The following is a 19,593-nucleotide window of genomic DNA, read 5'->3' as shown; positions in this document are numbered from 1 at the left end:
CGATAAGTCTCGCATTGCCCCTTATGCTGCGATCAATCCTGCGGTTGCGGTGTGACGCGCAGATAAGGTTTTACCGTCTCCCAGCCTTTGGGGAATTTCTCACGCGCTTCTTCATCGCTGAGCGAGGGCACGATGATGACGTCCTCGCCATGCTGCCAGTTAACAGGCGTGGCCACGCTGTGGTCGGCTGTCAGTTGCAGCGAATCGATGACCCGCAGGATCTCTTCGAAATTTCGACCCGTGCTCGCGGGATAGGTCAGCGTAAGTTTCACCTTTTTATCGGATCCGATTACGAAGACCGAGCGTACGGTAAGAGTGTCGTCGGCCTGTGGATGGATCATTCCATAGAGATCGGCGATTTCACGATCCGGGTCCGCGATCAGCGGAAAGTTGAGAGCATGACCCTGGGTTTCGGCTATGTCGCCTGCCCAGGATCGGTGGTCTTCGAGTGGATCAACGCTGAGACCGATCACTTTAACGCCGCGTTTGTCGAATTCCGGTTTCAGGCGGGCAACCTCACCAAGTTCCGTTGTGCAAACAGGAGTGAAATCCGCAGGGTGCGAGAACAGCACCGCCCAGTCGTCACTCATCCATTCATGGAACTTGAGCGTGCCATCGGTTGTGTCGGCCTCGAAATCGGGTGCGGTGTCGCCAAGTTGAAGTGTCATTGAAAATCTCCTGTGGTGAGCGCTAACATAGCGTGTTCCATCAGCAGATGGGTGCTACAGTTACTGTAGGTGCAAGCGAGATCGCGACGGAGCGGCGTTCTGGCGCGACGGACGGCATCAGGAGCGCGCTGGTGTTTCGCTCGCCCGCGCTATGCGGAACCCTAGGCCCTTCCCTGCCTTACGCTATTTTTAACTCAGTTCATGTCGGGGCGGTTTTCAGGCTGCTCTTCGCCCACCAGGACCAAAAGCCCCAGTCCCACTACGATCGCGACGTCGGCCAGATTGAATGATGGCCAATGAAGAGTATCCCAGTATAAATCGATGAAGTCTCTGACAGCACCGAACATCAGCCTGTCCGCAACGTTGCCGAGCGCTCCGCCAATCGCGAGGCTCAAGCCGAGCGCATGGATGGCCGATCTGGTTCTCATCAGCCAAATCCCGAGTAGTCCCGAAAGCAAAACGCCGATCGCGATAAGGATAACCGGTGCTGCTTCACCAGCCAATCCGAATGCCACGCCGCTATTGGTGATGGCGACTAGATTGAAGCCCGGGAACACTGCGATCACGTTACCCGAACCAACGAAAGAATGCGCCCAGGTTTTCGACAATTGGTCGAGGCCGAAGCTGGCCAGAATCAAAACGGGCGCAAGCCGTTTCGCCGCGCTCAAGGTCATCGGACGCTGGATGGTGAATTCACGACCACCATCTTTTCTTCGCTCATATCGGCCATCGTGTAACCGATACCGCCTGTTCCGAGACCCGACTGACGGCGTCCTGCGAACGGCATCCAGTCGACGCGAAATGCGGTATGATCGTTGACCATTACGGCTGACGCGGCCAGCGCTTCGACGCAGTAATCGGCCCAGGACATTCGGTCGGTAAACACAGCCGCCTGGAAGGCGTAGGGAAGCGCGTTCGCCTGCGTGATCGCAGCATCGACGTCGTCGTATCCGTAAATGCAGACCACAGGGCCGAACACTTCCTTCCGCGATACATCGGCGTCGTCGGGCGGATCGACAAGGACCGTGGGCTGGTAAAGGGTGGAACCCGTGCGCTTACCCCCTGCGGCGAGCCTGCCGCCGCCCTGAACGGCTGCATCGACCCAGGATTCGACGCGGTCGACTTCGGCAGGACGAATGAGCGGACCGCATTGGGTTTCCGCATTGGTCGGATCGCCCACCGTCAGCGCTTCTGCTCCCGCAGCGAGCTCGGCAGCGAAGTCCGGCAATTCGGCGCGCGGAACGAACACGCGCTGCACCGAGACGCAGACCTGACCAGAATGATAAAAGCCCCCTTTCAGGAGCGGAGGAATTACCTTGGCGTGCGCAACGCTGTCATCGACGATGACCGGGGCCGCGCCCCCATGTTCCAGCGCCAAGCGGGTGCCAGGGGCCAGTTTGGAGCGGAGCATCCAGCCAACTCTGGCCGAACCGATGAAGGAGAAGAACGCAGTTCGTGGATCGGTGACCATTTTTTCGGCGACCTCGTCCGAGCACGGCACGAAACGGCACCAATTTTCATTGAGTCCGGCTTCATAAAGGATTTCGACGAAGCTCTTGCAGGAAAGGGGCGTGTCCTTGGCCGGTTTCACCAGTACGGGGCATCCGCTTGCAACCGCCGGTCCCACCTGATGGGCGATCAGGTTCAGAGGATGATTGAAAGCGGAGATCGCCACGACCGGCCCGATCGGCTCACGGAAAGTATAGGCTTTGCGTCCTGCCCCCGCCTGCGTCAGGTCCATCGGGATTTCGCGCCCGCCGCTGGCGAATAATTCGTGTATGCACAGTTCGACGCTCTGAATGGCGCGACTGGTTTCCACGCGCGCGTCGATGATGGGTTTGCCGCCCTCGCGCGCAATCTGCATTGCCAGCGTCTCCGCGCGCTCGCGCATCAGCACGCTGGCGCGCTGCAGGATGGCGATGCGTTCATGGGCGGGGAGCCGCGCTTGCCGGTCTTCGTGCAGCGCGCGCGCCTCGTCGAGCCAACGATCGATTTGTGGCCAGTCGACCAGCTCCACGCTGCCAATGCATTCCTGGTCGTAGGGATTGAGGACCTGCCACGTCATTGAGGACACTCCATCGCCTTCAGTTCATCGATCAGAACCTTGCGGTTCTCGGAATAATCCACCGGTAAGTCGATGAGGTGAACGCCGCCGCTTTCGAACGCTTCATTCAACGTCGGTACCAGTGCTTCGCTGCTCTCGATCCGGTGGCCCGTCGCACCATAACTCTTCGCATAGGCAACGAAGTCGGGGTTGGCGAAGCTCAGACCGTATTCGGGAAAGCCAAGTTCTTCCTGCTTCCATCGGATCATACCGTAAGCGGAATCATTGAGAATGAGTACGACAAGGTTGAGGCCGAGCCTGACCGCGGTTTCCACCTCCTGCGAATTCATCATGAACCCGCCATCGCCGCATACGGCGAGCACGCGGCGCTCGGGCGACAGCATCGCTGCCATCATCGCCGAGGGGAGACCCGCTCCCATCGTCGCCAGCGCGTTGTCGAGCAGAATCGTGTTCGGCTCATGCGCGATATAGTTGCGGGCGAACCAGATCTTGTAGATGCCGTTGTCGAGTGCGACGATGTCGTCCCGGCCCATGACCGCCCGTACATCTGCAACGATGCGCTGGGGCACCATCGGAAAGCGGCCATCGTCGCTGCCTTGGCGGATGTGCGCCGCGATGTCCTCATGGACATTGGCGTAGGCTGCCGGGTCACTAGGGTGTTTGCCGCGCAGCCGGTTTCCTAGTCGCTCGACAGATCCGGCAATATCGCCAATGACTTCCAGCGGCGGAAAATAGACCTGGTCGACCTCTGCGGCCTTGTAATTCACATGGATAACGGTGCGTCCGTCAGGCTCCATGTAAAAGGGCGGTTTCTCGACCACGTCATGGCCGATATTGACGATCAGGTCTGCGCGATCGATGGCACAATGAACATAGTCATCCGACGATAGAGCCGCCGTTCCCAGATACAGGGGGCTTGCCTCATCGAGCACTCCCTTGCCCATTTGCGTATTAAAAAACGGAAATTGGGTATCGTCGACGAACTTTCGGAGCGCCTTGCAGGCGCTACGTCGGTTGGCCCCGGCACCAACCAAAAGCAGCGGGCGATCGGCGGCGAGAATCCGCTCGGCAGCTTCGTCTAGCGCGGCATCTCCGGCCACCGCATATTGGCGGGGGTGGGGCGCAACGACCGGTTCGGAGGTTTCTTCCTCGGCAATATCTTCAGGCAGTTCCAGCAGAACTGCACCGGGTCGCTCTTCCTGAGCTCTTCTGAAACCTTCGCGCACGAGCGAAGGAATGCGCTCCCCATTCACGATCTGCTTCGCCATCTTACATAGTGGGGTGAAAAGCGAGACGACATCGACGATCTGGAACTGCGCCTGCTTCGAGACCTTGATAGGTTTTTGGCCGGTTATCATGACCAGAGGGAAAGCGCCCAGAGCGGCATAAGCTGCGGGCGTCGTGAGGTTTGTCGCCCCTGGTCCCAGCGTGGCAAGGCATACGCCGGCTTTACCGGTAAGACGTCCATAGGTTGCCGCCATGAACCCTGCCCCTTGCTCGTGCCGGGTAACGATCAGACGGATCGACGAGGTCCGCAGTGACTCCAGAAGATCGAGGTTTTCCTCGCCCGGAACCGCGAAGATATACTCGACGCCTTCGGCTTCCAACGCGGCGACAAGAAGATCGGATGCTTTCATGGAATGGTTCTCGCATTGGTGAGGGCCTGGAGGCTGTCGGTGGCAGGTCTTCTGCTCGGCTACTGATTCAGGCTGTGACGGTGAATTGCCCCATCATGCCGGCATCTTCGTGCTCGAGGATGTGGCAGTGGTACATGTAAGGCAAATCCGGGTCGGTGTAGTCCTCGAACCGCAAAAGGAGCCGCACGGCTTCGCCCGGATAGACGACAACCGTGTCCTTTAGCCCCTGTTCCGTCGCATCAGGGGCCCTGCCGTTCCGGTCGAGGATACGGAACTGCACATCGTGGATGTGGAACGGATGCGCCATCATCGAGGCATTCTCGACCTGCCAGATTTCGGTGGTATCGACCCGCACTGTCTCGTCGATACGCTGCATGTCCATCGATTTGCCGTTGATGGTAAAACCGCCTCCACGCATCATGCGCATTCCCATGCCCATATCGAGAACGAAACGGCGCGTCCGGACCGCGTCGCCTGGATCGATCTGAGGCAAGGTAGCGAGCTGGCGCGGCATAGCGATCGCCCGCCTGCGGCTCGCGGCCGGCCGGATGTCCAGCACGGTAAAGCGACGCCTTTCATCCATCATACCGCCCATCATCCCATCGCGACGCTCCCGTTCGCCCATCATCCAATTGTCCGTCGGCCGGTCGGAATCGCGCGTGGGTCCGGGCCCTCTCATTCCCCGGCCCCTATTTCCCATGCCCATGATTTCGAGCCCGTCCGCAAGCAGCGAAACCGGCCTTCCATCGCTGACATCGACGATTACCTGCGCGCGTTCGCCGGGAGCGAGAACAACATTGTCGGTTGGCAGCGGCGCGGCGAGCAAACCGCCGTCGGTTCCGATCTGATGGAAGCTGCGGCCATCGTCGAACCCGAAACGGTAAAAGCGTGCGTTCGAGCCATTGACTAGTCGCAGCCTCAAACGATCGGACTTTGCCTCGAAGACGGGCTCGACGACGCCGTTGACCAGCATCGTGTCACCCATCATTCCCATCATGATATTATGCATGCGTGTGGAATAAACGAGGCTTCCATCGCGCGCGAAAGCGCGATCCTGTACGACCAGCGGTATATCATCGATGCCATAGTCGTTTGGAAGGTCGAGCGCCTCGCTCGCGCTGTCGCGGACGTAGATCATTCCGGCCAGACCCTGATAGACCTGTGGCCCCGAGCGGCGGTGCGCATGCGAATGATACCAGAACATCGCTGCGCGCTGTCGGACATCGAAACGCGCGGTCCAGCTCCCTCCTGGCTCGATCGGCTGATGCGGTCCGCCATCGGCTCGCGCCGGAAGATGAAAACCGTGCCAGTGGACGGTCGCCGTTTCGGACAGATCGCTCGTGACATTCATCCGCACCGTATCGCCGGCGTGCATCTCAAGTGTGGGGCCTAGATAGGACTGGTTGATACCGATGGCCTCCGTGCTCGATTTGCTCATTTCGGCGAGAGCTCGCTGGATATCGAGATCTGGTCCTACATCATGGTTGCCGATTACGCGGAAAGCCGACTGATCCGGCAGGAACTGCTGCTGGCCATTTTCGAGAGGTTGAAGGCAGCCGGTCTCGCTATCGCCTACCCGACGCGGACGGTCCATTTGGTGACCCAGGAGAATGACGTCGGCGCGTAGGTCGCCGCGCCCAGATGGTATTCACAGCAGCCAATCGATCGGCGTTTTGCTGAGAAGGCGAGTGAGCACTCGCGACCACCATGTGGTTCCAGGCTCGGCCAGTTCACATTGACGGACATCGTCGCGCATGTCCATCCAGTTCAGTCGGCCTTTGTCATCCACGACGATTTTGTAGGAGCCGGACGCGATCATGGTATCGAAGGCGTGGTGCATCTGTGCCGCCAGATTCTCACTCTGGATGACGATCCCGAGCTCAGTATTGAGAGCGAAAGAGCGCGGATCGAAATTGAAAGAACCGACAAAGACCCGACGGCCGTCTACAGCGAACATCTTGGCATGCAGGGTGGCATTCTCGTTTGTGTTGCGCGGCGAAGGTCGACGCAGAGATTTGCGGGTGGTCTTGGGCCGGTCTCCAGGGGCAGGCATCTCATACAGACGCACCCCCGACTTCACGAGAAAATGCCGATGCTTTGCATATCCGGCATGAACCATAGCGACATCGGTCGAAGCAAAGGAATTGGTCAGGACGCGCACATCGACCCCGTTGCGTGCCATTTGCGCAAAGGCCCTGGCACCTGATGAGGTCGGCACGAAATAGCCCGAAACGACGAGCAATTCCCTTTCCGGTTGACCGATGAGACCCCTGAGGACGCTAGCCATGAGATCGCCTTGACGCGATTGTCCGAGAACCTTGGCGGGCCGATCGCTGACCAGCTCGACGGGCACCCATTCGAATTCAATCCGTCCGGCCCGCGCACGCTCAAGCAAAACAGATCCGGCGGCACGGCTTAGATAATCGGTCGCGGAGGGGCCGGAAACTGACCGCGTGAAATCAGTTGCCCCGCTTGCCGCGTACTGCTTCGGATCTTCCTTCACGATGCAGTCGATTTCGACTGCAGCGGGAAAATTCCAGAACGCATCGAAACATTCGGAGACTTCTTGCACCACCGCGCCTACGCAAAGCGCATCCACATCGGCAAAAATCCCCTGCTCTCGGTTGGCGAAGTACTCGTCTCCGACATTACGCCCGCCGACACAGGTTATCTGATTGTCGACTGTAAAGCTTTTCGAATGCATCCTGCGATTGACGCGGTGGAAATCCAGCAGGAAATCGAGCGGCTTGAAGTGTCGGTTTCGAAACGGATTGAAAATGCGGATTTCGAAATTGCGGTGGCTGGCCAGCCAGCGCAATTTGCGGTCGAGGCCGGGAATGCCGTTATCGTCAACCAGCAGACGGACCCGTACACCCCGCGCTGCCGCTCTGCGCAAGTCTTCCAGCAGGAGATTACCGGTCAGATCGTCGCGCCAGATGTAATATTGCAGGTCGATCGATCTTTCGGCCGCGGCGATGAGTCGAGAGCGGATGGCAAACGCGTCTATGCCGTCCTCGACAAGTGCAACGCCCGTCAGGCCGGGATGGCCCACCGCGTGCTTAGCGACACTCAAGCCGATTGCGGAAAGTGCCGTATTTCCGAACGCATGAGAAGCTGCGCGCTGTATCATGAACGGAGGGTGCCGGTCGCGCATCCGCGTTACGGTGCGCTGTCGGGAGGCGTTGTCTGCGACGGAACAGCAGGGCCAATGTCCGGTTCTGTTCCGGTTAGTGCAACCGACCTGTTGCACAGCTTTCTCGTCATCTCTCGGTCGCGAGTCGGGTCTGTCACGACCGCGCGACCCGAAGTCTGGCCACGCATCCCCATGAGACCGCAAGGACCGGGATGGTCGCCGCCTTCCGCTTGCGGATCGGTCACGGCCTGTAAGACACGCAAAGTGCCGTGCTCGGCGATGCGGAACGCCAGCAGCACGCGCACGCCTTTCATCGCCAGGTGCGGGGCGATCTCGTAGCCGGTGCCGCTATTGGCGCCGTTAACGACGGCCGGCCGTCCGGATTGATGGGGAATATCGGAAAAGGCGAAGCTCATGCGGTATGTTCGTCCCGGTGCCATGACGGCCGCTAATCCTCGGAACTCGTCGTTTCGGGCACGGCTGATGCGACAGTGTCCGGATCCGACGATGGCGGACTATCCTGCCATGCCTGTGCCCGACCGCGCTCCACGCCATAGTCGAACAGCGTGCGCATATAATCCTGCTCGAAAAGATCGTGCTCGTCCGCGTCGAAGTCCTGCTCGATAAAGGTCAAGTGATATCCGGCGCCGGTCGATCTCGCCCAGACATAGGCCGAGGCCACACGGTCCTGGAGGCTGGAGAAGAGCATCACCTCAAGCGTCCGCTTGGCGATGCTGGAGAGACCTGCTTCGATCAGCTCGAACTCGCCTGCCATCTTGCCGTTGACCAGCAGATACAGCTCCGTTGGGGACTGGCTGTCCCGCAGGATCTGGTCGTTCGCGACCGGCGGAGCGGCCATCAGGGTCGCAATGGTGCCGCCATCGACATGGAGTTCGCTGATTCGCTCTCCCTGCGCTTCCATCTCGATCAGCACCGGGGGGAACTGCACCGGGACGGAGCTGCTGGCGAGCAGGATGCGCCGGAAAAGGGCATAGCGACCGGGCGCATCACCGGCCGCGATCGCTCCCATGTCCCAGATCGCATTGCCGGGGCGGTCGAGGCTGACGGTGCCGACGAACAGGCGCCGGCCCTTGCGGTGCTCTTCGCCGATGGCATCGATCACCGCATCAGTGGCGAAGCGGGCGATTAGAGCCTCGAGCGGCCCGGTCGTCGCGACGCTGGTCGAGAACGGGATCGCCAACGCGAAGCGGTCCTTGTAAATGTCGTCGGGCGTGATCTCGGTATAGGCGCGTTTCAGCTCGTCGTCGTAGTCCGGCCCGAGCAGCGCGAAGGGGGCGATGAGAGCCCCGGTGCTGACTCCAGTGACCACGGCAAATTCAGGTCGCTTGCCGGTTTGCGACCATCCGTTGAGAAAACCCGCACCATAGGCCCCGTCATCCCCACCGCCCGACAGCGCGAGCACGCGCAGTGGCTCGCCCGGCGGTGGCGGGGCGATCGAGATCTGTGTCAACAGGTCGGGGGAATTGGCCCAATGGCGGATTTTCGGCGAATCCGGCGCGTGCGCGGCTTCGATCTGCGCGGCCTCGAACGGTTGCCGGTCGAAGCTGGCACAACCGCCAAGCAGCAATGCGGGGCCGAGCACTCCCAGGACGAGCGTTCGCACCAGGTCGATGGCCTGTCCCGGCATCATGGTCAGGCGGAGTTCTTTACGGGTTCGCATCGCCATCCTTCTCGGAAATCTCTGGGGGATCAGCCTCCGGCGCGTTCCAGCTTCCGCCGAGCGCCAGATTGAGCGTGACGAACTGCTCGCGTTCCATGCGCTCGATCGTCGCCAGATCGCTGCGCGCAGTGATCGCCTGCTGCCGGATCTGCAACACGTCAAGCAGGCTGCTTTCGCCGACCCTGTACCGCAGATCCTCGATCCTGAGCGCTTCCTCTATCTCGCGCACGCGGATGACGGCCGCGTCCCGGCGGCGGCGAAGCACCACGCCGCTGTCGAGCGCGGTTTCCACCTCCTCGAAAGCGGCCAGCGCGGCGCCGGCATATTGCGCGATCGCCGCGCGCAGTTCGGCATCGGCAATGTTTTCGCCGGCAGCCAGCGCGCCGCCCTGGTAGATCGGCGCCGCGACATTGCCGCCAATGCTGAACAGGGTCGCGGTAGGATCGAAGATATTTTCAAGGGCGTCCGACACCGCGCCCGCCAGCCCCGTGAGCGACAGGCGCGGCAGGCGCGCCTTGCTGGCCTGGTCCTCGGCATGCAGTGCGGCGGCGACGCGCCGCTCGGCCGCGACCAGATCGGGCCGCCGCTCGAGCAGCGTCGAAGGCAGCCCGGCAGGCGGCGGCGTTGGCATGGGCGGCAAGTCAATTCCCGAGGCGAACTCGGCCGCGGGATAGCGCCCGACCAGTAGTTCGAGAGCACGGATCGCCTCGCGCCGCGCGCCCTGTGCCCGTGCGAGAGCCTCGCGCGCCTGTTCGAGATTGGCGCGGATCAGTGCCAGATCGCCATCCATCGCGACGCCCTCGCGGACCTGCAGACCCACCAGGCGATGCAGATGTTCGAGCGTATCAACCGCTTCCTCGGCCAGCCCCACCTGCCGCGAAGCCTCGATCGAGACCAGATAGGCGCGCGCCACGCCCGCGGCAATCGATTGCCGGGCCGCGAAATAGTCGGCGCGGGCAGCCGCCTCGTTCTCGAGCGCGGCATACCAGCCATCGCTGATCCTGCCCCACAGGTCGATTTCCCAACTCGCCTGCGCCAGTCCCAGAAAGCTGGTGCTGTCATATTCGATGCTGGACGGCACCGGCAGTCCGGCCTGCCCGCCGATTTCGATATCATCGATCTCGATATGGCTGCGCGAACCCAGGCCGACCGCCTGAACGGCCGGACGCAGCCCGGAACGCGCCTGACGGGCAAGTGCTGCGGCGCGCTGGACCTGCGCCGCGGCGGCCTGAAGATCACTGTTCTTCTCCTGCGCTTCGGCCACGAGCGCGGCGAGGCGCGGGTCGCCGAAGGCGGCGACCCATCCGTCCGCGACCGGCCCTGCGGCATCGGCGACTGCCCGCCAGCGTTCCGGCAAAGGCGGCAGGGCCGCGCGGGCGGGTGCGACCGGACCATCGCCGACCCTGTCGGGATGCGAGCAGCCTGACACCAGCATCAGGCCGAGCAACATGGCGGTGAGAGGGACGATGCGCATGGTTCAACTTGCCCCCTGTGGCTCGGCTGCGGTCTCGTCAGGGCCGATCTTGAAGAAGATTGCATAGAGGACCGGCACCACGAACAGGGTCAGTACCGTCCCGAAGGCCAGCCCGAAGGCCAGGACCACGGCCATCGCCTTGAAGAAGGCGTCGAACAGCAGTGGGATGACGCCGAGTACCGTCGTCAGCGAACTCAGGATGACCGGGCGGGCGCGATCATAGGCTGCCTCAATGATGGCATCGAAACGCGGTTTGCCCTCGCCGATCTCGATATCCATCTGATCGACCAGCACGATCGCGTTCTTGATCAGCAGGCCCGAGAGCGAGAGCACACCGAGAATGGCGATGAACTCCATCGCTATGCCGGTGATGAGCAGGCCGATGGTTACGCCGATGATCGCCAGCGGCACGATCATGAAAATGATCACCGGCTGGCGCACTGCGTTGAACAGCACGATTACCACCAGCACCATGCCGATGACACCGAGCGGGACCACGCCAATCAGCGAATCGATCGCCTCGGTGCTCGTTCCTTCCTGGCCGTCCCATTCGAAATGGTAGCTGGAAGGCAGTTCGATCGCCTCGATGTCTCCGCGCACGCGATCGAGCAGACGGTTGGCGGTTTCGCCCGGCGCGGGATCGGCCTGGGCGTTGATTGCCCAGCGCTGATCGATCCGCTGAATCTGCGAATGACGCCAGCGGGTCTCGAAACCGTCGATCACTTCCTGCAGCGGAAGCGAGGCGCCGCTGGCGCTGAACACCTGGATTGCTTCCATGTTCTGCGCGTCGCGCGTTTCGCTTTCGGGCGAGCGGGCGATGATCGGGATCAGGTCGTCGCCCTCGCGGAAGACGCCTATCGGACGGCCCGCGAACGTGCCCTGCAAGGCCTCGGCCACGTCCTCGCGGCTGACGCCAAGGCGACGCGCGCGCGTTTCGGAATAGAGCGGGTGGATGACCGGCACCTGCTCGCGCCAGTCATCCTTCACGAGGATGGCCGCTTCGTCCTCGGCGAAGACATCCTTGGCCTGCTGCGCCAGGCTCTGCAGAACCGCCGGATCGGGCCCCGAAAACTGCGCCTCGATCTTCGAGCCGCCACCCGGCCCCAGTTCGAACAGCCAGACCTTGGCGCGCGCTTCGGGGGCGTTCTTTTGCAAATAGGCATGCACATCTGCCTGCAGCCGCTCGAGCGTCGAGGCGTCCTCAACCCGCAGGATCATCTGGCCGAAGGAGGATGTCGGCGCCTCGGGCTGATAGACCAGCTTGTAACGCAAGGTACCCATGCCGACCACGGTCTGAACGTCAGTAACGCCGTCCATCGTCGCCAGATCCTCCTCAATCTCCTCCAGGTCGGCATTGGTCCGCTCGATATCGGTGCCCGCAGGCAGCCAGTAATCGACCATCAAATGCGGCGTGGTGGAGGCGGGAAAGAAACCCTGTTCCACGAACGCGAAGCCCACAAGGGAGACGGCGAACAACCCCCCGGTCAGGCCCATGGTACGCCAGCGATGGCGCAGCGCGCGCGCGAGCCATTCGCGATAGGCGGTGCCGATCCGGCCGGCTTCGCGCTGCGGGGCGGCCTCGTCCTCGAGACCGTCGTGGCCTGCATCGAATCCTGTCTCCCGATCAGTGCCGGAAGCGGCAGCATCCTCCTCCTTCTCGAACAGCCAGTTGGCGAGAAAAGGCGCTACGGTGACCGCGAAGAACCACGAGAACAAGAGCGAGATCATCATCACCCAGAACAGGTGATTGGTGTATTCGGCGACCTGCCCGGGGGCGAGGCCGATCGGGGCGAAGGCGATGATGCCGACCAGCGTGCCTCCTAGTAGCGGCCACAGCATCTGGCCCACGATCGCGCGCGCCGCCTCCAGCCTGTTTTTTCCCTGCTTGAGGCCGACGAGCATCCCCTCGACCACGACGATGGCGTTGTCCACCATCATTCCCAGCGCGATGATCAGCGCGCCCAGCGAGATGCGGTGCATCGGTATCCCGCCGGCATTCATCCCAGCCAGCGTCGCCGCGACGGTGAGCATGAGCACGGCGCCGATGACCACGGCCGAGCGCCAGCCCATGAAGATCAGCAGCGTGACCACCACGATGACGAGCGCCGTCGCGACATTGATCACGAAATCGCCGATCGCGTCCGACACCACCTTGCCCTGGTGGTAGAATTCGTGGATCTCGATGCCGATCGGGCGGTCGCTCTCGCTCGCGCGCAGCTTGGCTTCGATCGCCTCGCCGACCTCGACCACATTTGTGCCGGTCGCATTCGAGATGCCCATGCCCACCGCCGGCCTGCCATTGTAGCGCAGGATCTGCATCGGCGGATCGACATAGCCGCGCGTCACGCGGGCCAGATCGCCCAGTCTCACGACCGCGCCTTCCTGGCCGGTCATCACCGGCAGATCGCGCAATTCCTCGACCGAATCGATCTCGCCGGTGGGAACGATCTCCAGACGCTGGTCGCCGACGCGCACGCTGCCCGCTGCGACGACGGAATTCTGCTGTGCTAGATCCTGATAGACGCTCTGCACCGACAGCCCCAGCGCCGCGACCCGCTCGCGCATGATCTCGACATAGAAGGCCTCGCGTTGCTCGCCCGACAGCACCACCTTGCCCACACCCTCCACACCGCTCAGGTCGGTGCGCAGCTTTTCGGCATAGTCGTACAGCTCGGCCGGCGAATAACCATCGGCGGTTAGCATGTAGAAGATGCCGAAGACGTCGCCGAAATCGTCGTTGACGATCGAGGGACCTGCCCCGGGCGGAAGCAGCCGGGCGGCATCGGCCACGCGGTTGCGCAGCTTGGTCCAGACGATCTGGAGCTGTTCCTTGTTGCGCCCGAACTCGTACTTGATCTCCACCTCGATGCGCGACTGGCCCGCCTCGGAGGTCGAAACAATCTCCTTCACCTCCTGCATCTGCCCGATCTCCCGCTCGAGACGCTGGGTGACCTCGGTGGCGACCTCCATCGGCGATCCGCCAGGATAGGGTGTTACCACGACAGCGCGGCGGATGGTGAACTCGGGATCCTCGAAGCGCGGCAGCGACCCATAGGCCGCCATCCCGGCAACGATCGTCCCGATGATGACGAGCAGGATGAGCAGGCGATTCCTGATCGAGAAGACGGCGGGATTAAACGACATGGCTCAGTCCCGCTCGTAGGGGCGGACTTTCATCCCCTCTTCGAGATTGGCGAGCCCGGCGGCTACGATCAGGTCTCCGCGGCCGATGCCGGCAGTTACAGGCAGCATTCCGCCTGCTCCCTTGCCTACGGTGACGCGGCGCAGCGCGATGGCTCCGGTCCTGCGGTCCACGCGCCAGACGAATGTCTTTTCGTCACGCCCAACGATCGCTTCCAGTGGCACAGCCGGCATCTCGGCATCATCGGTATCGAGCTCGACATGCAGTGTTCCCGTCATGCCCGGCAGGATCAGCGCGCCGGAAGGCGGATCGAACAGGAACGTCGCCTCGTAGGTGAGCGACTGACGCGTGGCGTCGGTGGCGAACGAGCCGAACCGGGCCGCGAACCGCCTGTCGGGGAGACTGTCGAGCGCGATCGCCGCGTTGATCGGGGCCCGCTGCTCGGCATTGGCAACGATGGACGAGGGAACCTGGACCACCGCCTTGGCGGAACCGGCGGTCTGTAAGGTCACGACCGGCTGCTGCGGCGAAACATATTCGAACGGCTCGGTCAGTCGCCTGGCCACGCGGCCCGAAAAGGGCGCCCGCAAGACGGTCTTCTCCAACTGCTCGCGCGCATTGTCAAGTTCGGCTCGCGCAGTGTCGCGCTGCGTTTCGCGCTGAACGTGCACTGCCCGCGGAATCGCGCCTTCGCCGACCAGCGCGTCGGCGCGGCGGAATGCATCCTGTGCCGCCTCGTACTGTTCGCGTGCCTGGACGAGCTGGTTGCGCGCGATGGTCTGGTCGAGCTGCGCGATCACCGTGCCGGCCCTGACGAAATCGCCCTGATCCACCGTTAGCCGGACGATCTTGCCCGGAACATCGAAGGTTAGATCCGAAGATGTGCTTGCCTCGATAATCGCGGGAAATTCATAAGTCCTGGCTTGGCCGCCTGTCACCACGGTGTAGAGTTTGACGGGACGCCGATCGGCCTCCTCCGGAACGGGGGCGTTGTCACAACCTGCGATCAGACATGTGAAAATGAGCGAAACGAATATGCGCAGCATGAAGGGTTTGGGCCCAAAAACGGTTCGGCGCGAATCAGACTTTGGCATGCGCCCAAAATGAAACGAATAAGTTTACATATCATCGCTCGTCGCAATAGGAAGACCCAATTGCAAGGCCAAACGCTTTCGCTGAACCTGTCTCATCCCGAATCGACGAACCGCCCCCGGGTCGTCATCGTCGGCGCCGGTTTCGGCGGCATGGCTGCGGCGCGCGCTCTTCGCGGCAATGCCGCGGAAGTGACGCTGATCGACCAAACCAATCATCACCTGTTTCAACCGCTGCTATACCAGGTCGCGACTGCGGCGCTTTCCCCGTCCGATATCGCTACGGCCACCCGTGTGCTGATGCGCGGCGGGTCAAACCTAAGTGTGTTGATGGCGGAGGTTACAGGCGTCGATATCAGGGCGCGCTCGGTGCTGCTGCGCGATGGGCATCGGTTGCCATACGATTATCTCGTACTCGCCACGGGATCGGCCTCGAGCTTTTTTGGACAGGACAACTGGCGCGAACACACGCTGGTTCTCAAGACGATTGAGGATGCGCTTGCCATCCGCGCGCGGTTGCTGGAAGCGTTCGAGCGGGCCGAGCAGTCGACCGACGACGCAGAGATACGACGCCTCCTGACCTTTGCTATTGTTGGGGGCGGCCCAACTGGCGTGGAACTGGCTGGGACCATCTCCGAACTCGCACGCGCGACTTTGGCGCGCGATTTCTCTCGCATCGATCCGCGCGACACGCGTGTGGTCCTATGCGAGGCGGGCGGCCGTTTGCTGTCGGGTTTCGATCCCGCGCTTTCGACCTATGCGACCGAAGCTCTAACCTCGATGGGGGTGGAGGTGCGGATTGGCACGGCCGTCGAGGCAATCGATCCCACCGGCGTGGTGCTCGGTAGCGAGCGGATAGATACCGGAGCCGTGCTGTGGTGTGCCGGCACTGAGGCCCGTCCGGCTGCTGAATGGCTTGGAATCGATGGGGTCCGCAACGGGGCTGTAACGGTCCGGTCCGATTGTTCGGTGCCGGGTCATCCAAACATCTTTGCGATCGGGGACGTCGCAAGTTTCGAAGCAGGCGGCGACGAGCGCTTGCCGGCTCTTGCACCAGTTGCCAAGCAGCAGGGCACATATGTCGGGAAGCTGCTCGCGGCCCGTATCGCCGGTCGGCGCGAGCCCGGCGCCTTCCGCTACCGCGACTATGGTACCATGGCGGTGATCGAGCGCTCGCGTGCGGCGGCGCAATTCGGCAGGCTCCGGCTCACGGGATTTCTCGCCTGGCTGGTCTGGTCACTTATACATTTGATGCTGCTTGTGGACTTTCGCAGCCGCCTGGTCGTCTATGTCAACTGGGCTTGGGCATGGTTTACTTACGGACGCGGGGCGCGGTTGTTGACGGGATCAACCACAAGCGATGCCCGGCAGCCGCCGCTCAGCGACCCAGAAAGCGGGCGGCCCGATGACAAGTAGCGGTCTCAGCCAATATTCAAATAGTTGACCATGATGAAAGCATGCTCCCGCACCGCCATCTAGGACCATTCGAAGGCTCGCCTGGCCTCGCTATCCATCACCTGCAAGTTGTCGCGACCTAGCTTGCACTTGATCGCAGGAAGCGCTCGAAGCCAAACCGCATCTAAGATCAGCGTATCTGTCTTTGGCGTCGATCTACCTCAGTTGACTAAGAAGCGGTAGGCATGGCGGTCGCATGAAGACCGAACGGCTTCGGCGACACTACGTCATAGCTCTCATCTTCCCTGGAAACCCGGCTAGCGGCGAAGATATCGCGTTTCAGCTCACCATGCCGGGTTTGGAGGAGGAGCTCTTCTATCGTGGCATCCTGCTGTTCGCGCTGGATCAGGCTTTCACCGGAAGGAGACGGTTCCTCGGGTCGATTGGGGATGGGGCGCGGTCCTGTCGTGCTTCCTGTTCGGATTGGCACATGCCTGTGGCTTCTCGGACGACAGCTTTGCCTTCGATCCCATCACGATGGCGCTGACGGCAATCCCAGCCTTTATCGCGGTCTGGCTGCGTTTGCGCACCGGATGCCTGCTCCTGCCGGTTCTGCTTCACAATTTCGGCAATTCGCTCTCGTTCATCGTGTGAAGATGTCTTCCCGGAATGCCCGCTTCCGGGATCAGCATTCTGCCCGTAAAATGACCGAATTTAGGGCGCTTTGCGGACCGGCAGCTGTCGCTGGTAGCGGTCTAGCCGCTTGTGGGCCGGAGCACGAACCCGCTGCGCGGGAGGGGTGCTGGCGGAGGGGGTGAAGTAGAACGACAGGCGTAGCGCGGGGACTGATCAAGGCCGAACATTCCGGCTCCTTCAACTGAGGAGTCGAGCGATGAACGATCTTGTACCGGTTATTCCAGCCACTCCGGTCAGCCCGCTGCGTCAGCGGCTGATCGACGATATGACCATGCGGCACTTCAGCCGCGAGACGCAGCGTAATTATGTCCGCGACGTGGGGCGGTTCGCCGCCTTCCTTGGGCGTCCTCCCGATACGGCGACATCGGAAGATCTGCGCCGCTTCCAGGTCGAGCAGCGTGAAGCAGGCATGCCCATACCAACCATGAACAGCGTGGTTTCGGCACTGCGCTTCTTCTTCACCCATACACTCGACCGGCCTGACCTTGCCCGGCGGCTCGTTCGCATGAAGCAGATGCGCAAGCTGCCGGTGGTGCTGAGCAGGGATGAAGTTGTCCGGCTGCTGGGCGCGACCACCTGCCTCAAGCACCAAGCCGCATTGTCGGTCGCCTATGGCGCCGGTCTGCGCGTGGGCGAAGTGGCGATGCTCAAGGTGCGCGACGTGGACAGCGAGCGGATGCTGCTCCGGGTCGAACGCGGCAAAGGCGGCCAGTATCGCAATGCCATGCTGCCTGCCGATCTGCTCACCCTGCTGCGGCAATGGTGGAAGCTGGGCCGTGAGCAAGGCGTGATGCACCATGATGGCTGGCTGTTCCCTGGCCTGCATGCCATGAAGCCGATCAGCACAAGGCAACTGCACCGCATTGTCGTCGAGGCGGCACAGGCTGCAGGGATCGCCAAGCGCGTCAGCCCGCACACGCTGCGCCACAGCTTTGCTACCCACCTGCTCGAAGACGGCATCGATATCCGCATCATCCAGGCATTGCTCGGCCATGCCAAGCTGGAGAACACCGCCTTCTACACCAGGGTCGCAACCAGAACAATGCATGCGGTGACCAGTCCGCTCGACAAGCTAGGCATGTTCCTGCCCAGTGAGGGGACACCACCGGGCTGAACTGGTGCGCACCTCGTTCGAGGTCGCTGACATCTTCTGCGCTACTGGTCCAGCATACCGGGCCACCCATGCAGGACATCTGAGCCTGCAGCAGCTCAAGGTCATGTCAGCGATCGAGCATTGCCGGACCGCTGCGCTGGGCGGCCATGTCGAGGCCTGCGCCTGTTGCGGGCACTGGCGGATCGCCTACAACTCGTGTCGTAACCGGCACTGCCCCAGGTGCCAGGGCGGTGCGGCGCGCACATGGCTGGCAGCGCGCGAAGCCGATCTGCTGCCGGTCGGATACTTCCACGTCGTGTTTACCCTGCCGGCCGAGGTTGCCGCCATTGCCTTTACCAACAAGGCGCTGGTCTATGATCTGCTGTTCAAGGCTGCGGCAGAGACCATGATGACGATTGCGTCCGACCCGAAGCACCTCGGCGCAAAGATCGGCATCACCGCCGTGCTTCACACATGGGGATCGGCCATGACGCATCATCCGCATGTCCACATGATCGTCCCGGGTGGCGGTATTACGCCCGATGGCAAGCGATGGATATCGTCACGCCCGGCCTTCCTGCTGCCGGTGCGGGTGCTGGGTGCCTTGTTCCGCCGCCTGTTCCTCACCCGACTGATGGCGCTGCATAATGCGGGCAGGCTCGCTTTCTTCGGCAAGTTGACCGGGCTGACTGATCGGCGGACGTTTCTCAAGCACCTCTCACCAGTGCGCAAGAAGCGCTGGGTGGTCTACACCAAGCCGCCCTTCGCCGGACCCGAAGCGGTGCTCGCCTATCTCTCGCGCTACACTCACCGCGTCGCCATATCGAACAGTCGCCTGATCCGGTTCGATGGCCAAGATGTCATCTTCCGCTACAAAGACTATCGTCGAGACGGCACCGACCGCCAGCAGGTCATGACGCTGCCCGCCGACGAGTTCATCCGCCGGTTCCTGCTCCATGTCCTGCCAACCGGCTTCCACCGTATCCGCCATTACGGCCTGCTCGCTGGTGCCACGCACAAGGCCAATATCGCGCTCGCCCGCAAACTGCTGGAGGTCGCGCCACCTCCAGAAGATGAGATCACCGATGAGCCAGAAGATTACCGCCCGCCGTGCCCACATTGCGGCGGGCACATGATCGTCATCGAGACCTTTGCGCGCTGGCAGCAACCACGCGCGCCGCCATCCTCCATACCGCCCATCCGGAAATTTGCGCCATGACCCGGCATGGCTCGATCTCACCGAACCGGGCACGTGATAGGCTTCCGGCAATGCCGCCGCTCGTCCTGCAGATCATCAGTCGCATGAAAACCGCCATGACACCATCGCTATTGAGCGATCTGCTGACCAAATCCGGGCCACAGACCTGCCCACCTGACCCATCCGGCACGCTTCCCAGCCAGTGTCATCAAGCCACCTGGATCGACAGAAAACCGAAATCCCCATAGCCCAACGCATGCGGCCCGCGGGTTCGTGCTTCGGGGACTTCCGTACGCCTACGGCGCCCGGAACCCTTCACG

16 protein-coding genes and 1 pseudogene are annotated in these 19,593 nt (G+C 62.1%); 5 read left to right on the top strand and 12 right to left on the bottom strand.

Going from position 1 to position 19,593, the window contains the following annotated elements; genetic code table 11:
* Positions 1-32 precede the first annotated feature (32 nt).
* From GRI47_RS14375 to GRI47_RS15100, 6 genes and pseudogenes are all read right to left on the bottom strand, one after another.
* Positions 33-668: a peroxiredoxin gene (locus tag GRI47_RS14375; protein ID WP_160662057.1), complete on the bottom strand. Its 636-nt coding sequence runs from the start codon at positions 666-668 to the stop codon at positions 33-35.
* A 194-nt stretch (positions 669-862) separates the two neighbouring features.
* Positions 863-1,342 carry a signal peptidase II gene (gene lspA, locus GRI47_RS14370; RefSeq protein ID WP_119587750.1) on the bottom strand — a complete coding sequence of 160 codons (480 nt, stop codon included), beginning with the start codon at positions 1,340-1,342 and terminating at the stop codon, positions 863-865.
* Entirely contained in the window at positions 1,339-2,733 is a 1,395-nt protein-coding gene (locus GRI47_RS14365) for an aldehyde dehydrogenase family protein (protein ID WP_063612678.1), read from the bottom strand. Before GRI47_RS14365 ends, lspA begins: the two co-directional genes overlap by 4 nt.
* A complete protein-coding gene (locus tag GRI47_RS14360) occupies positions 2,730-4,370 on the bottom strand; it encodes an acetolactate synthase large subunit (protein ID WP_067468569.1) in 1,641 nt (546 codons plus the stop codon). The genes GRI47_RS14365 and GRI47_RS14360 overlap by 4 nt, the downstream gene beginning before the upstream one ends.
* 67 nt (positions 4,371-4,437) lie before the next feature.
* Positions 4,438-5,508: a multicopper oxidase family protein gene (locus tag GRI47_RS14355; protein WP_237452852.1), complete on the bottom strand. Its 1,071-nt coding sequence runs from the start codon at positions 5,506-5,508 to the stop codon at positions 4,438-4,440.
* Positions 5,509-5,544: 36 nt separating this feature from the next.
* A pseudogene (locus tag GRI47_RS15100) lies at positions 5,545-5,808 on the bottom strand (multicopper oxidase domain-containing protein); the annotation flags it as partial.
* Between the two features lie 42 nt (positions 5,809-5,850).
* On the opposite strand from GRI47_RS15100, the gene GRI47_RS14860 reads away from it, so the two are divergent.
* On the top strand, positions 5,851-5,997 hold the full coding sequence (locus GRI47_RS14860) for a hypothetical protein (protein ID WP_202387614.1): 147 nt from the start codon (positions 5,851-5,853) through the stop codon (positions 5,995-5,997).
* A 21-nt stretch (positions 5,998-6,018) separates the two neighbouring features.
* Here GRI47_RS14860 and GRI47_RS14350 read toward each other — a convergent pair whose 3' ends face one another.
* From GRI47_RS14350 to GRI47_RS14325, 6 genes are read right to left on the bottom strand one after another with little or no spacing between them, the layout of a single operon-like run.
* The gene (locus GRI47_RS14350; RefSeq protein ID WP_160662055.1) at positions 6,019-7,500 is read right to left on the bottom strand and encodes a phospholipase D-like domain-containing protein; all 1,482 of its coding nucleotides are present in this window, start codon (positions 7,498-7,500) and stop codon (positions 6,019-6,021) included.
* A gap of 29 nt (positions 7,501-7,529) precedes the next feature.
* Positions 7,530-7,919 carry a hypothetical protein gene (locus GRI47_RS14345; RefSeq protein ID WP_160662054.1) on the bottom strand — a complete coding sequence of 130 codons (390 nt, stop codon included), beginning with the start codon at positions 7,917-7,919 and terminating at the stop codon, positions 7,530-7,532.
* A 32-nt stretch (positions 7,920-7,951) separates the two neighbouring features.
* Entirely contained in the window at positions 7,952-9,184 is a 1,233-nt protein-coding gene (locus GRI47_RS14340) for a patatin-like phospholipase family protein (protein ID WP_158246558.1), read from the bottom strand.
* Entirely contained in the window at positions 9,171-10,658 is a 1,488-nt protein-coding gene (locus tag GRI47_RS14335) for an efflux transporter outer membrane subunit (RefSeq protein WP_053833465.1), read from the bottom strand. The genes GRI47_RS14340 and GRI47_RS14335 overlap by 14 nt, the downstream gene beginning before the upstream one ends.
* A gap of 3 nt (positions 10,659-10,661) precedes the next feature.
* The gene (locus GRI47_RS14330) at positions 10,662-13,802 is read right to left on the bottom strand and encodes an efflux RND transporter permease subunit (RefSeq protein ID WP_160662053.1); all 3,141 of its coding nucleotides are present in this window, start codon (positions 13,800-13,802) and stop codon (positions 10,662-10,664) included.
* 3 nt (positions 13,803-13,805) lie between these two features.
* Positions 13,806-14,846, bottom strand: coding sequence for an efflux RND transporter periplasmic adaptor subunit (locus GRI47_RS14325; protein ID WP_237452848.1), 1,041 nt, complete (start codon positions 14,844-14,846; stop codon positions 13,806-13,808).
* 57 nt (positions 14,847-14,903) lie between these two features.
* Between GRI47_RS14325 and GRI47_RS14320 the strand changes: the two genes are divergently transcribed.
* The 4 genes from GRI47_RS14320 to GRI47_RS14305 all read left to right on the top strand — a co-directional run bounded on the left by GRI47_RS14320 (position 14,904) and on the right by GRI47_RS14305 (position 19,294).
* On the top strand, positions 14,904-16,307 hold the full coding sequence (locus tag GRI47_RS14320) for an NAD(P)/FAD-dependent oxidoreductase (protein WP_160662051.1): 1,404 nt from the start codon (positions 14,904-14,906) through the stop codon (positions 16,305-16,307).
* 462 nt (positions 16,308-16,769) lie between these two features.
* On the top strand, positions 16,770-16,940 hold the full coding sequence (locus tag GRI47_RS15095; RefSeq protein WP_233457399.1) for a hypothetical protein: 171 nt from the start codon (positions 16,770-16,772) through the stop codon (positions 16,938-16,940).
* 238 nt (positions 16,941-17,178) lie between these two features.
* Positions 17,179-18,096 carry a tyrosine-type recombinase/integrase gene (locus tag GRI47_RS14310; RefSeq protein ID WP_160661972.1) on the top strand — a complete coding sequence of 306 codons (918 nt, stop codon included), beginning with the start codon at positions 17,179-17,181 and terminating at the stop codon, positions 18,094-18,096.
* Between the two features lies 1 nt (position 18,097).
* Entirely contained in the window at positions 18,098-19,294 is a 1,197-nt protein-coding gene (locus GRI47_RS14305; RefSeq protein WP_160661981.1) for an IS91 family transposase, read from the top strand.
* The last annotated feature ends 299 nt before the right edge of the window (positions 19,295-19,593 follow it).

This window comes from Qipengyuania pelagi, from assembly GCF_009827295.1.
GTDB classification, from domain to species: Bacteria; Pseudomonadota; Alphaproteobacteria; order Sphingomonadales; family Sphingomonadaceae; genus Qipengyuania; species Qipengyuania pelagi.
This window is presented reverse-complemented; position numbering and strand designations above follow the sequence as displayed.